This is a genomic window from Mesorhizobium sp. P2_B5 (assembly GCF_056404775.1).
Genome location: NZ_JBFUDJ010000002.1, coordinates 1,150,922 through 1,163,301 on the forward strand (window position 1 = coordinate 1,150,922; position 12,380 = coordinate 1,163,301).

The window sequence follows — 12,380 nt, forward strand, 5'->3', positions numbered from 1 at the left end:
GAATTCGGGCTTGAAGTAAGGGGCCCGAGATTACCCCTTGGTTTCGCGCAGGACGCGCGATCTTGAGAGCCGCTCCTCCAGGGAGCGCCAGTAATTGCCGACCAGCAGCGAGCCGATCAGAAACAGGCCGATGATCATGCCTTGCGCGTCGCCGCCGATCTGGTTGAGCGCCAGCACGTTGCGGATGATGGCAATCAAGAGCAGCGCCAGCATGACGCCGGTGAGCCGCCCCTTGCCGCCAAAGACACTGACGCCCCCGAGCAGCACGATGGTGATGACGTCGAGCTCCATGCCGAGCGCATTGTTGGCGCGGGCATTGGAAAGGCGCGCGGTATAGACGATGCCGGCGATGGCCGCGACGACGCCGGAGACGACGAACAGTTTCAGCACCATCTTGCGCGTGTCGATGCCGGAATAGCGCGCCACTTCCGGGCTGCCGCCGAGCGCGTAGATGCGCTTGCCGGTCGGCGTCTTCTGCAGCACCACCGCGAAGATCGGCGCCAGCAGCAGGAACGGCACGATGGTCCAGGGTATCTCGGTGCCCGGCAGATTGTTGATGCCGAAATCGACCACCGCGGGCGGCAATATGTTGACCGAACCGGTGCCGAGCAGGATGTAGCCAATGCCGCGATAGAGCGCCATGGTGCCGAGCGTCACCACCAGCGACTGCAGCCCCAGGCCCGAGACGAGATAGCCGTTGAACGCACCGAGCAGGCCGCCGAAGACCAGCGTCAGCGGAATTGCCGCCAACGTCGGCACGCCGGCCTGAACAGCCAAGCCGAACACCACCGAGGTCAGCGCCAGCACCGAGGCGATCGACAGGTCGATCTCGCGGGTGATGATCAGCAGCGTCATCGGCAGGATCAGCAACGCTTTCTCAGAGGCGCTCGCCGCCAACTGCGAGAGGTTGAAGCCGGAGATGAAATTCGGCACGAAGAGCGCTGCGTAGAGAAAGACGGCGAGGCAGGCGGTCGCCAGCAGCAAGTCCCAGAAGTCGATCGAGCGCAGGAATTTTCTCATCTCGCCCTCGCCTGTCTTGCCTGCTCGGCGCGCCGCACGATGAAGGTGTCGATACCGATGGCGACCAGGATCACCAGGCCATAGACGCCCTGCAGCCAGAGCGGGTCGACACGCACCAGCGTCAAGCCGTTCTTGATGACTAGCAAAGTGAGCGCGCCGAGGATGATGCCGAGCAGCGTGCCCGAACCGCCACGGATGGCGACGCCGCCGACTACCGCCGAGGCGATCACGGTAAGCTCGAAGCCGAGCGCGACGCGCGCATCTATGGTGGCGTAGCGCGAGGCCCACAGCGCGCCGCACAGGCCGCCGAGCAGGCCGGCCATGCCAAAGGCGAGCAGGATGCGCCGGTCGACCGGAATGCCGATAAGCCTTGCACCGTCGGGATTCGACCCCGTGGCGAACAGCTCGCGCCCAGTCGCCGTGCGGTAGAGCAGCACATAGCCGGCGCACAGCATGAGAATGGCGATGACGACGATCAGCGGCACGCCGGCGATCTTCAGGCCGGTCATGTCGAGCCAGGCTTGCGTGACCTCATCGGCACTGACCTGGTCGCCCGCCGCCCAGATCGAGTTGAAACCGCGAAAAATCGACATTGAGGCCAGGGTGACGACGATGGCCGGGATCTTTCCCCTGGTGACGACAAGGCCGTTGAGCAGCCCGGCAAAGCCGCCGACCGCGCAGGCGGTGATCAGGCCGATGGCGATGTCCAACCCCGGATAGGCATGGACCATGCTGGCCGCCATATAGGCGGAAAGGCCGATCACCGCGGCGATCGACAGATCTATGTTGCGGGTGATCAGCACCAGCATCTGGGCGAGTGCCGCCACCACCAGCAGCGCGGCATCCATCGACACCGCGGTGAGGTTCGCCGCGCTCACCATGCGCGGGTTGATGATGGTGACCGGAATGGCGACAGCCAGCATGGCCGCGAGCAGGCCGAACTCACGCCGCTTCAGGAAATCGAACGGCCCTTTGGTCTTCTCCTCGTGGGCCGCCCACTCCAACTGTGCCGCCTGGCCGGCACGTTCGTCGGTCCTGGTCGCCGCTTCCAGCACCTTTTCCTGGGTGGCCTGCCCGCGCGCGAACTCGGCCGTCTGATGGCCTTCGCGCAGCACGACAATGCGGTCGCACATGCCGATCAGTTCGGGCATTTCCGACGAAATCAGCAGGATCGCCATGCCTTGCGCGGCAAGGTCGGCAATCATCGCATGCACTTCCGCCTTGGTACCGACATCGATGCCTTGCGTCGGCTCGTCGAGGATGAGAACGCGCGGCTCGGTGCGCAGCCATTTGGCCAGCACCACCTTCTGCTGGTTGCCGCCGGACAGTTCCTTGACCGGCTGCCCGTAACCGGAAAAGCGCAATTTCATGCGCTTCAACCAATCCGCCACCAGATCGATGGCGCGATCGGTGCCGTAGAGGCCGCGAGACGCTGCCTTGTCGAGGACCGGCAGCACCGCATTGTCGAGAATGGAGAAATCCATCACCAGGCTCTGGCCCATGCGGTCTTCCGAGACATAAGCGATGCGCGCATCCATGGCGTCGCGCGCCGAGGCAAATTGCACGAGCCTGCCGTCGATCATGATTTCGCCGGCGTCGGGACGGTCGATGCCGAACAGCACGCGCGCGATCTCGGTGCGCCCGCTGCCGACGAGACCGCCGAGCCCCAGCACCTCGCCGGCGTGCAGCTTGAGGTCGATGCCAGAAAAGCCGCCGGCGCGCGAAAGCCCCCTCGCCTCCAGCACCAGCGCGCCGGAAGCGTGGCGCCGTTCGGGATAGAGATCGGTGACTTCACGCCCGACCATCATGCTTATGGCGGCAGCGCGACCGAGTTCGGCCTTCGGCTTGACGCCGATGAGGCGGCCGTCGCGCAGCACGGCGATGCGGTCGGCGATGCGAAAGATCTCGTCCATGCGGTGGCCGACGAACATCATCGCCACGCCGTGCAGCCTGAGATCGGCAACGACGGCAAAGAGCCGCTCGACCTCACGCTGTGACAGCGCGGCGGTCGGCTCGTCCATGATCAGCACGCGCGCATCCAGCGACAGCGCCCGGGCGATCTCGACCAGCTGCTGTTCGGAGGTGCGCAGTGTTCCCAGCCGCGTTGCCGCCGGCACGCTCAGGCCGACGGTCGCCAGCACCTTGCGCGCGCCGGCCAGCATGGCGGCATTGTCGATGCCACCGAAGCGGTCGCGCGGCATGTGTCCGAGATAGATGTTCTCCGCCACCGAAAGATCGGGAAACAGGCCGGGATGCTGGTGCATGACCGCAATGCCGGCCGCTTGCGCGTCATGCGGCGAGTGGAAGACCGCCGGTTTGCCGTCAACCTCGACGTGACCACTGGTGGGGGAATGCACGCCGGCCAACAGCTTCACGCAGGTGCTCTTGCCGGCGCCGTTTTCGCCAAGCAGCGCCAGCACCTCGCCGGAGCGCAGTTCGAAGGACGCGTCCTTGAGTGCAATCGTGCCGCCGAAAGCCTTCGTCGCCTGAACCAGGGCAACGGGAACAACCCGCACCACCGCTGCGTCGGCTCCGCTTTGTGTGCCCGAGTGCAGCACGTCTCCTCCCGGTTATTTTTTCAATTTGCTATATTAAATAGCGCAAAGGCGCAACGGCAAAATTGACTTCGGTGGTTCCGGCGCGCACTGTCGCGGCGAACACGGGCGCCTCAGGGTGTCTCGACCGCAGGTGGTTAATAGGCTTCGCGGCGGAACGACGACATTTTTGGGAGATGCGAGTTTTGTCAGGAAAAGGCAGCAATTCTGTCAAAGTTCGGCATTACAATGAGCGTTTCGTCCTCGACGCCATCCGTCGCCTCAAGGAAGCGTCCAAGTCCGATCTGGCGCGCGCGGCCAGCCTGACGCCTGCAGCGGTCGCTGCCATCGTTGATGGCCTGGAGTCATCCGGTTTCGTAAAGCAAGTGGGGAAAAGGTTCGGGCAACGCGGATCGCCCTCCACGCTTTACAGGCTGACGCCGGAGCGTATCTACAGCGTTGGTATCAAGATCGGCCGACGTGCGCTGGAAGCGGTGCTGGTCGACTTTGCCGGCGAAATCCGCGCCCGCGAATCGCATGAATACCGCTTTCCCGATCCCGACCTGGTGCTCAAGGCCGGCAACATGGCGCTGGCCACGTTCGAGAAACTGGTCGACGGGCTTGGTGACGCCAGCATTGTCGGCGTCGGCATTGCCTCGCCCTATTTCCTCGGCGGCTGGAGCGAGGAACTCGGCTTTCCCGACGATCTCGGCAGCCGCTGGGAAGCGATCGACCTGGCGACGTGCTTTGCCACGCCTGCAAAGACGCCGGTGTTCGTGGAAAACGACGCCACCTCGGCGGCGCTGGCCGAACTTGTCCAGGGTGCCGGCGTCCGCTTCCGCGATTTCATGCACATTTCGATCGACACCTTCGTCGGCGGCGGTCTGGTGCAAGGCGGCAAGGTCCATACCGGGCCGCATGGCAACAGCGCAGCCCTCGGCCCGTTGCCGGTGTCGCCCTCGAGCCTCGATTCGGTGGCGGCCAAGCCGGCGCGCTACCAAAGCCTGCTGCATCGCGCCTCGATCTATGTGCTGGTCAATCATCTGCGGTCGCGAGGCGTGGTCATCAACCGCGTGCGGGAGCTCGATCCACTGCCGCCGGAGGCGCGCGCGCCTTTGTTCGAGTGGATCGACGATTGCGCCAGCGCGCTGGTCGAGGCGATCATCGCCATCACCTCCATCATCGACATCGAGGCCATTGTTCTCGACAGCATCCTGCCGCGGCCGATCCATCTCGAACTGCTGGCAAGGGTGCAGACCCAATTCAACCAGACCAGCGCCATCGGTATCGTGGCGCCGGAGATCGTGCCGGGCCAGTTCGGCGCCGAAGCCTCCTCGATCGGCGCTGCCATGCTGCCGTTCTCGGCGCTGCTGGCGCCCGACAGCGGCGTGCTGATGATCGGCAAGGACCGGACGAAGCTCTTGAGCGCGCTGTCCACGCTGGCCGGCGCCAAAGGCAACGGATCAAATCCAACGCCCGACAATCTGCCGGCCTGAGCACTATGTAGCGCCCGACGCAGGCTATGGGCCGCCCTTGCCGGCTATGGCTTGCACCCTTTCCCGCCTTCCGCTATAGAGCCGCCACCCGCGTAGACACCCTTGGAGGCAACGCGGCGGAAGGCTGCCTTCCCCCGGTGATCCCGAACAAAGCTCCGTGTCAAAGCGGCTGCGTTCTCTGGGATATCCAGGCATGGCGGCTTTCGACGTTTACGGTCCAGGCACGTTGCCCGCCGCAAACGCTCCATAACACGCGAAAGGAAATGCCATGAGCCACGATACTTACGAGCTCAAGGCCGAAGCGCGCGAACAGGTCGGTAAGGGGTCCGCCCGTGCAGTTCGCCGTAACGGTAAAGTGCCTGCAGTGATTTACGGCGACAAGCAGCCCCCCCTGGCTATTGCGCTGAACTACAAGGACGTCTTCTACAAAATCCATGGCGGCGGGTTTTTGACCACGATCGCCACGATCGATGTCGACGGCAAGAAAATCCAGGTTCTGCCCAAGGATTTCCAGCTCGACCCGGTCAAGGATTTTCCGGTCCATGTCGACTTCCTGCGCATCGGCAAGGACACCGAGGTCAATGTCGACGTGCCTGTCCACTTCATCAATGAAGACAAGTCGCCCGGCATCAAGCGCGGCGGCGTGCTCAACATCGTGCGTCACGAGGTCGAGTTCCACTGCCCGGCCAATGCGATCCCGGAATTCATCACCGTCGATCTCACCGGCGCCGACATTGGCGATTCGATCCACATCTCGGCGGTGACCCTGCCGGCCGGCGTCAAGCCGGTGATCTCCGACCGCGACTTCACCATCGCGACCATTGCCGGCTCCTCGGCGATGAAGCCGGAGGCGGAAGAGACGGCGGAAGCAGCAGCCCCCGAAGCGGCGGCTCCTGCTGCCGAAGAGAAGTAATTTTCGGGCCCGGAGCGCACGATGCTTGTTTTTGCAGGCCTCGGCAATCCGGGCGCGAAATACGCTGATAACCGGCACAATGTCGGCTTCATGGCGGCGGACGCTATCGCCCGCCGCCATTCCTTTTCGCCCTGGTCGAAGAAATTCCAGGGCCTGATCGCCGAAGGCACGATTGCCGGCGAAAAGATTCTCCTGATCAAGCCACAGACCTTCATGAACCTGTCAGGACAGGCGGTTGGCGAAGCCTTGCGCTTCTACAAGCTCGGCCCCGAGGCGCTGACCGTCTTTTATGACGAGATCGACCTGCCGGCCGGCAAATTGCGGGTCAAGGTCGGCGGCGGCGCCGGTGGCCATAACGGCATCCGCTCGCTCGACCAGCATGTCGGCAAGAATTTTCGCCGCGTGCGCATCGGCGTCGGCCATCCCGGCGTCAGGGAAATGGTGCATGGCCATGTACTCGGCGATTTCGCCAAGGCCGACCGCGAATGGCTGAACGTGCTGCTAGATACCATCGCCGACGATGCCGGGCTGCTGGCCAAGGGCGACGACAATTCATTCATGAACCGCATCACGCTGGCTCTGCGCGACAAGCTCGTGCCGACCGGCGACGACGACCGCCCGCCGCCCAAGGCGCCGAAGGCCGAGGGCCCAAAAGGCCAGAGCCACATCCGCCAGGCAAGGCCGCATCAGGCGCCGGCCAAGCTGCCCGAAAGCAGCCCGATGGCCGCCATGCTGAAGAAACTGTTCGGCAAGAAAGACTGAGCCTCGATAGGATCGGGACCGCAGGGCTTGACGTTCCTCACCCCTATCGCCCATAGCCCTCATCAAATTTCTATTTTCCCGATAGGACCGGACACATGGGTTTCAAATGCGGCATCGTTGGCTTGCCCAACGTCGGCAAGTCGACGCTTTTCAACGCGTTGACCAGGACGGCGGCGGCGCAGGCCGCCAACTATCCGTTCTGCACCATCGAACCGAACACCGGCGAGGTCGCGGTGCCCGATCCGCGGCTGCAGAAGATCGCCGCGGTTGCCAAGTCGAAAGAGATCATCCCGACCCGCATCTCCTTCGTCGATATTGCCGGCCTGGTGCGCGGCGCCTCCAAGGGCGAAGGACTGGGCAACCAGTTCCTCGCCAACATCCGTGAGGTCGACGCCATCGTGCACGTGCTGCGCTGCTTCGAGGATGACGACATCACTCATGTCGAGGGCCGCATCGACCCCGTCGCCGACGCCGAGACGGTCGAGACCGAGCTGATGCTTGCCGACCTCGACAGCCTCGAGCGCCGCATCGTGCAAATCCGCAAGCGTGCCGGCAGCAAGGACAAGGAAGCCACCACCGTTTTGCCGATGATGGAGGCTGCGCTCGAATTGCTGCAGGCCGGCAAGCCGACCCGCATCCTGCTCAAGGGCATTTCAGCCGAGGATCTGCGCATTCTGCAGGGGCTGAACCTCTTGACCTCGCATCCCGTGCTCTATGTCTGCAACGTCGCCGAAGCCGACGCCGCCACCGGCAATGAGCACACCCAGGCCGTGGAAAAGATGGCCACCGCGCAGGGCGCTGGCACCGTGGTAATCTCGGCCGCGATCGAGGCCGAAGTCGCGCAGCTCTCGGACGAGGAAGAGATGGAGTTCCTGTCCTCGCTCGGGCTCGACGAACCGGGCCTCAACAAGGTCATCCGCGCCGGCTACGATCTGTTGCACCTGATCACCTATTTCACCGCCGGGCCGAAAGAGACGCGCGCCTGGACCATCCACAAGGGCGACAAGGCCCCGCAAGCAGCCGGCGTCATCCACACCGATTTCGAGCGCGGCTTCATCCGCGCCCAGACCATCGCCTATAACGACTACATCACGCTGGGCGGCGAAGTAGCGGCCAAGGAAGCCGGCAAGGCGCGAGACGAAGGCAAGGAGTATGTCGTCCAGGACGGCGACGTCCTGCTGTTCAAGTTCAACACTTGAGGCGCCAAGGTATCTCGCGGCCGGCGCGCTGACCGCGGCCGATCACAGCTGCGTCAAGTGGAAGAGCCCGCATGCTGCTTCGCTTGACTGCCCTTGGCACCGGGTCTAAGGCCGTCTGCATGCGACCTGCCCGTCTCCGTGGGAAATGGCTGCGCGCGCAGGACCCATCGCTATCGAACGAAACCTCTTGGGCTCAACCAACGGAGACCCGGCGATGATCAAGGCCTTCGTCGTCGACAATGACCGCCTGCGCGTCGCCGACGATCTGCTGGCCAGCAGCGATCAGGTCGTCTGGGCAGACCTTCTCAACCCGACCAGGGAAGAAGAAGCCACGATCGAGAGCTGGCTCGGCGTTGCCATTCCGACGCGCGAAGAGATGGAGGAGATCGAGATTTCGAGCCGCCTCTATATCGAGGACGGCGCCTATTTCATGACCGCGACGCTGCCAGCGCAGACCGAGATCGACGATCCGCTGATGTCACCGGTCACCTTCGTGCTTGCCGGACCGAGACTGGTCACCATCCGCTATCATGAGCCGAAGGCGTTCAAGACCTTTCCGCAGCGCGCCGAGAAGGTGGCGACAGGCTGCACCACCGGCAACACCATCCTGATCGGTCTGCTGGAGGCGATCGTCGATCGGCTCGCCGATATTCTCGAACGCGCCGGCCGCGACATCGAGACGATTTCGCGCGATATCTTCGAGGCGCGCTCGACCAAGGTGAACAAGCGCAACCGCGATTTCCAGGAGCTGCTCAAGGCCATTGGCCGCAAGGAGGACATCGCTTCCTCGATCCGCGACAGCCTGATCTCGCTGCAGCGCCTCACCGGCTTCCTCGCCCATGTCGCGACCCAGACCAAGATGAGCAAGGACGTCCGCGCCCGTATCAAGACCGTGTCGCGCGACGTGCTGTCGCTCGCCGACCATGCCACCTTCCTGTCGCAGAAGATCTCGTTCCTGCTCGACGCGACGCTGGGCATGATCTCGATCGAGCAGAACGCCATCATCAAGATCTTCTCGGTCGCCGCCGTCATCTTCCTGCCACCGACGCTGGTGGCTTCGATCTACGGCATGAATTTCGACGTCATTCCAGAGCTGAAATGGGAGCTCGGCTATCCCTTCGCCATCGGCCTGATGATCCTGTCGGCGATCCTCCCCTTCTGGTATTTCCGCCGTCGCGGCTGGCTCTGACCGGGTCTGGATCACCAGAATTCACTTGACCTAACGCCCTCCGGACGGCATCCGGATGCCCGGTGATCGTACAATCTTGAACCGGATTAGGATCATGACCAGAAGAAGCTGGGCCTACGAGGATTTCACCGAGGGCGCCTCGATCGACCTCGGCGCCAAGCAGGTGAGTGCGGCCGAAATCGTCGAATTCGCCACCGAGTTCGACCCGCAGCCGATGCATCTCGACGAGGAGGCCGGCAAGGCCAGCATCCTTGGCGGGCTCGCCGCTTCCGGCTGGCACACCTGCGCGATCTTCATGCGCATGCTGTGCGACGCCTTCCTGCTCGACTCGACCGCGCAAGGTGCGCCGGGCATCGACCAGGTCAGATGGAAGAAGCCGGTGCTGGCCGGCGACACGCTCAGCGGCAGGACTGGTGTGGTCGCCAGGCGCCTTTCGAAGTCACGACCCCAACTCGGTCTGGTCACCTTTCGCAGCGAAATGGTCAACCAGCGTGGCGAGCGCGTCTTCGAACTCGAAAACACCGTCATGTTCCTGACCCGCGAGGCCGGCGCATGAGCCTCGACGCGTTCTTCCGCATCGGCGAGACCATCGATCTCGGCTCGCACACATTCGAGGCCGAGGCGATCAAGGCATTCGCCCGCAAATACGATCCACAGCTCTTTCATGTCGACGAAGAGGCAGCAAAGAAAAGCGTGTTCGGCGGCCTCTGCGCCTCAGGCTGGCACACCGCCGCCACCTGGATGAAACTCAACCTCGAAAGCCGGCTGGACGCAACGCGATGGAGCGGTCCCGGCCCATTGCCCGAATTCGGCCCCTCGCCCGGCTTCAAGAACCTGAAATGGCCAAAGCCGGTCTATGCCGGAGAAACCGTAACCTTCATGCGCACCGCACTGTCCCACCGCCCGCTCGCCACCCGCCCCGGCTGGCGGCTGCTCGCGCTGCGCTCGGAGGGGTTCGACTCGAGGGACGACAAGGTGCTGGAATTCGACAGCGCCGTGCTGGTGAAGGCAGGGTAGCCTCTTCCTTCTCCCCCCTGTGGGGTGAGCAGCCGGTTCGCGTAAGCGAATTCATCGTGCCAGTGGCACGATGAAAGGCCGGCGAACGCCGGGACGCTGCGAAGCAGCGGGGACCCGGCAGGGTGGGTCGGCCACCCGGCCCTTCGCAGGCTCAGGGCGTTCGAAGCTCGAAAAGCCAAGCAATTGGCTTTTCGTCCGCTACGCGGACCGCTTCTCGCCCCACAAGGGGAGAAGGGAAAAGCGCTCTTCCTTCAATGTCCTTCAAACCCGATCAGCGTCCGCACCGGCACACCCAGCGCCTCAAGCTTCGCCCGCCCGCCAAGGTCCGGCAGGTCGATGACAAAGCATGCAGCAAGAATGTCGGCGCCGATCTGTCTGAGCAGCCTGATCGCTGCTTCCGCCGTGCCGCCGGTGGCGATCAGGTCGTCGACCAGGATCACCTTCTCGCCCGGCGCAACACCGTCCTTGTGCATCTCCATCTCGTCCAGCCCGTATTCCAGGCTGTAGGCGACGCGCACCGTCTCGTAGGGCAGCTTGCCCTTCTTGCGGATCGGCACGAAGCCGGCGGAAAGCTGGTGCGCGACGGCGCCGCCGAGGATGAAGCCGCGCGCCTCGATGCCGGCGATCTTGTCGATCTTCTGGCCGGCATAGGGATGCACCAGCTCGTCGATGGCGCGGCGGAAAGCGCGCGCATTGCCGAGCAAAGTGGTGATGTCGCGAAACAGGATGCCGGGTTTGGGATAGTCCGGAATGGTGCGGATCGCGGCGAGCAGCGTGTCTTCGAGCGAGGATTTCATGAGCCGAGATTACCTGAAACGGAGATTCGTGCGCGACAATTGTTCGATCGAACTGCAGCCCATCAGCTTCATGCCGCGCTCGATCTCGACCCGCATCTGCTCCAGCGCCCGCTCGACGCCCGGCTGGCCGGCCGCCGCCAACGGGAACAGATAGTAGCGCCCGACGCCGACAGCCTTGGCGCCGAGCGACAGCGCCTTCAGCACATGCGTGCCGCGCTGCACGCCGCCATCCATGATGACGTCTATTCTGTCGCCGACGGCGTCGACGATCTCGGCCAGCTGGTCGAAGGCCGCCCGCGAGCCGTCCAGCTGCCGGCCGCCATGGTTTGAAAGCACAATGCCGCTGCAGCCGATCTCGACAGCGCGTTTGGCATCCTCCACCGACATGACGCCCTTGAGGCAGAACGGACCACCCCACAGCCTGACCATCTCGGCGACATCGTCCCATGTCATCGACGGATCGAGCATCTCGGTAAAATAGCGACTGATCGACATCGTGCCGCCGCCCATGTCGACATGCTCGTCGAGCTGCGGCAGCTTGAACCCCTCATGGGTGAAATAGTTGATCGCCCAGCCCGGTTTGAGCGCAAACTGCAGCATGCCGGCAAGGTTGAGCTTGAAGGGAATGGCAAAGCCGGTGCGCTTGTCGCGCTCGCGGTTACCTCCGGTGATGCTGTCAACGGTCAGCATCATCACCTCGACGCCGACCGCCTTGGCCCGCTGCATCATCGCCCGGTTGAGGCCGCGATCCCGGTGGAAATAGAACTGGTAGACCTGCGGGCTGCTGCTGATCTTGCGCGCTTCCTCGAGGCTCACCGTGCCGAGCGAGGACACGCCGAACATCGTGCCGAACTTGGCCGAAGCCTTGGCCACCGCGCGCTCGCCCTGATGATGGAACAGCCGCTGCAAGGCGGTCGGCGAGCAATAGACGGGCATGGCCAGTTTCTGGCCCATCACCGTCACCGACATGTCGATCTCGCTGACACCGCGCAACACATTGGGAACGAGGTCGCAGCGCTCGAAACTCTCGGTGTTGCGGCGATAGGTGACCTCGTCGTCCGCCGCGCCGTCAATGTAGTTGAAGATCGGCCCCGGCAGCCGCTGCTGCGCCATGCGCCGGAAATCGGAAAAGTTGTGACAGTCGCTTAGCCGCATCATCGATTTCCAAATGCCATGGCGCAAGAAGCTCGCTGCGTCGAATATCAAGACGATGCCGCCATGCCAACGGGTGAATTGCCAAACTGCCTCTTGGCCACAGCCATGAACGAAAAAGGGACGCCGCTGGCGCCCCTTGCCGTCGAAAACCGACTGTTGGGAATAGCTTACATACCGAGGTCGGAACGCAGCTCGGCCTTGGCCCTCCTGACATCAATTTGCTGAGCCAAATCATTCCGCAAAACAAAACCCCGCCGAAAATCGACGGGGTTTGTCAGCGGTCTGGGGGCGCCTTTCG

At 63.5% G+C, this 12,380-nt stretch carries 11 protein-coding genes; 7 read left to right on the plus strand and 4 right to left on the minus strand.

Going from position 1 to position 12,380, the window contains the following annotated elements:
- Window positions 1–30: 30 nt before the first annotated feature.
- Together AC1D1N_RS12055 and AC1D1N_RS12060 are read right to left on the minus strand one after the other, a co-directional pair.
- Window positions 31–1,020: an ABC transporter permease gene (locus AC1D1N_RS12055; protein ID WP_477348708.1), complete on the minus strand. Its 990-nt coding sequence runs from the start codon at window positions 1,018–1,020 to the stop codon at window positions 31–33.
- Window positions 1,017–3,578, minus strand: a complete 2,562-nt coding sequence (locus tag AC1D1N_RS12060) for an ATP-binding cassette domain-containing protein (RefSeq protein WP_477348709.1) — start codon at window positions 3,576–3,578, stop codon at window positions 1,017–1,019. Before AC1D1N_RS12060 ends, AC1D1N_RS12055 begins: the two co-directional genes overlap by 4 nt.
- Before the next feature lie 182 nt (window positions 3,579–3,760).
- Here AC1D1N_RS12060 and AC1D1N_RS12065 point away from each other — a divergent pair, with 182 nt between their 5' ends.
- The 7 genes from AC1D1N_RS12065 (at window position 3,761) to AC1D1N_RS12095 (ending at window position 10,130) form a co-directional block, all read left to right on the plus strand.
- Window positions 3,761–5,050: an ROK family transcriptional regulator gene (locus AC1D1N_RS12065; protein WP_436261062.1), complete on the plus strand. Its 1,290-nt coding sequence runs from the start codon at window positions 3,761–3,763 to the stop codon at window positions 5,048–5,050.
- Window positions 5,051–5,318: 268 nt separating this feature from the next.
- Window positions 5,319–5,963, plus strand: a complete 645-nt coding sequence (locus AC1D1N_RS12070; protein WP_352588437.1) for a 50S ribosomal protein L25/general stress protein Ctc — start codon at window positions 5,319–5,321, stop codon at window positions 5,961–5,963.
- 21 nt (window positions 5,964–5,984) lie between these two features.
- The gene (gene pth / locus AC1D1N_RS12075) at window positions 5,985–6,725 is read left to right on the plus strand and encodes an aminoacyl-tRNA hydrolase (protein WP_436261063.1); all 741 of its coding nucleotides are present in this window, start codon (window positions 5,985–5,987) and stop codon (window positions 6,723–6,725) included.
- Between the two features lie 95 nt (window positions 6,726–6,820).
- On the plus strand, window positions 6,821–7,924 hold the full coding sequence (ychF, locus tag AC1D1N_RS12080) for a redox-regulated ATPase YchF (protein ID WP_436261064.1): 1,104 nt from the start codon (window positions 6,821–6,823) through the stop codon (window positions 7,922–7,924).
- A 214-nt stretch (window positions 7,925–8,138) separates the two neighbouring features.
- A complete protein-coding gene (corA, locus tag AC1D1N_RS12085; RefSeq protein WP_436261065.1) occupies window positions 8,139–9,113 on the plus strand; it encodes a magnesium/cobalt transporter CorA in 975 nt (324 codons plus the stop codon).
- Window positions 9,114–9,207: 94 nt separating this feature from the next.
- A complete protein-coding gene (locus tag AC1D1N_RS12090; protein WP_477348712.1) occupies window positions 9,208–9,669 on the plus strand; it encodes a MaoC family dehydratase in 462 nt (153 codons plus the stop codon).
- The gene (locus AC1D1N_RS12095; protein ID WP_436261067.1) at window positions 9,666–10,130 is read left to right on the plus strand and encodes a MaoC family dehydratase; all 465 of its coding nucleotides are present in this window, start codon (window positions 9,666–9,668) and stop codon (window positions 10,128–10,130) included. The genes AC1D1N_RS12090 and AC1D1N_RS12095 overlap by 4 nt, the downstream gene beginning before the upstream one ends.
- 251 nt (window positions 10,131–10,381) lie before the next feature.
- Here AC1D1N_RS12095 and AC1D1N_RS12100 read toward each other — a convergent pair whose 3' ends face one another.
- Window positions 10,382–10,927 carry an adenine phosphoribosyltransferase gene (locus tag AC1D1N_RS12100; RefSeq protein ID WP_477238600.1) on the minus strand — a complete coding sequence of 182 codons (546 nt, stop codon included), beginning with the start codon at window positions 10,925–10,927 and terminating at the stop codon, window positions 10,382–10,384.
- A 9-nt stretch (window positions 10,928–10,936) separates the two neighbouring features.
- Window positions 10,937–12,082, minus strand: a complete 1,146-nt coding sequence (locus AC1D1N_RS12105) for an alpha-hydroxy acid oxidase (protein ID WP_436261069.1) — start codon at window positions 12,080–12,082, stop codon at window positions 10,937–10,939.
- Between the last annotated feature and the right edge of the window lie 298 nt (window positions 12,083–12,380).

What these genes read in the sequence shown, in the direction of transcription:
- AC1D1N_RS12100 (WP_477238600.1), bottom strand. Translation starts at nt 10,927, where the DNA reads ATGAAATCCTCGCTCGAAGACACGCTGCTCGCCGCGATCCGCACCATT.
- AC1D1N_RS12070 (WP_352588437.1), top strand. Translation starts at nt 5,319, where the DNA reads ATGAGCCACGATACTTACGAGCTCAAGGCCGAAGCGCGCGAACAGGTC.
- AC1D1N_RS12095 (WP_436261067.1), top strand. Translation starts at nt 9,666, where the DNA reads ATGAGCCTCGACGCGTTCTTCCGCATCGGCGAGACCATCGATCTCGGC.
- pth (WP_436261063.1), top strand. Translation starts at nt 5,985, where the DNA reads ATGCTTGTTTTTGCAGGCCTCGGCAATCCGGGCGCGAAATACGCTGAT.
- AC1D1N_RS12090 (WP_477348712.1), top strand. Translation starts at nt 9,208, where the DNA reads ATGACCAGAAGAAGCTGGGCCTACGAGGATTTCACCGAGGGCGCCTCG.
- AC1D1N_RS12055 (WP_477348708.1), bottom strand. Translation starts at nt 1,020, where the DNA reads ATGAGAAAATTCCTGCGCTCGATCGACTTCTGGGACTTGCTGCTGGCG.
- corA (WP_436261065.1), top strand. Translation starts at nt 8,139, where the DNA reads ATGATCAAGGCCTTCGTCGTCGACAATGACCGCCTGCGCGTCGCCGAC.
- AC1D1N_RS12105 (WP_436261069.1), bottom strand. Translation starts at nt 12,082, where the DNA reads ATGCGGCTAAGCGACTGTCACAACTTTTCCGATTTCCGGCGCATGGCG.
- ychF (WP_436261064.1), top strand. Translation starts at nt 6,821, where the DNA reads ATGGGTTTCAAATGCGGCATCGTTGGCTTGCCCAACGTCGGCAAGTCG.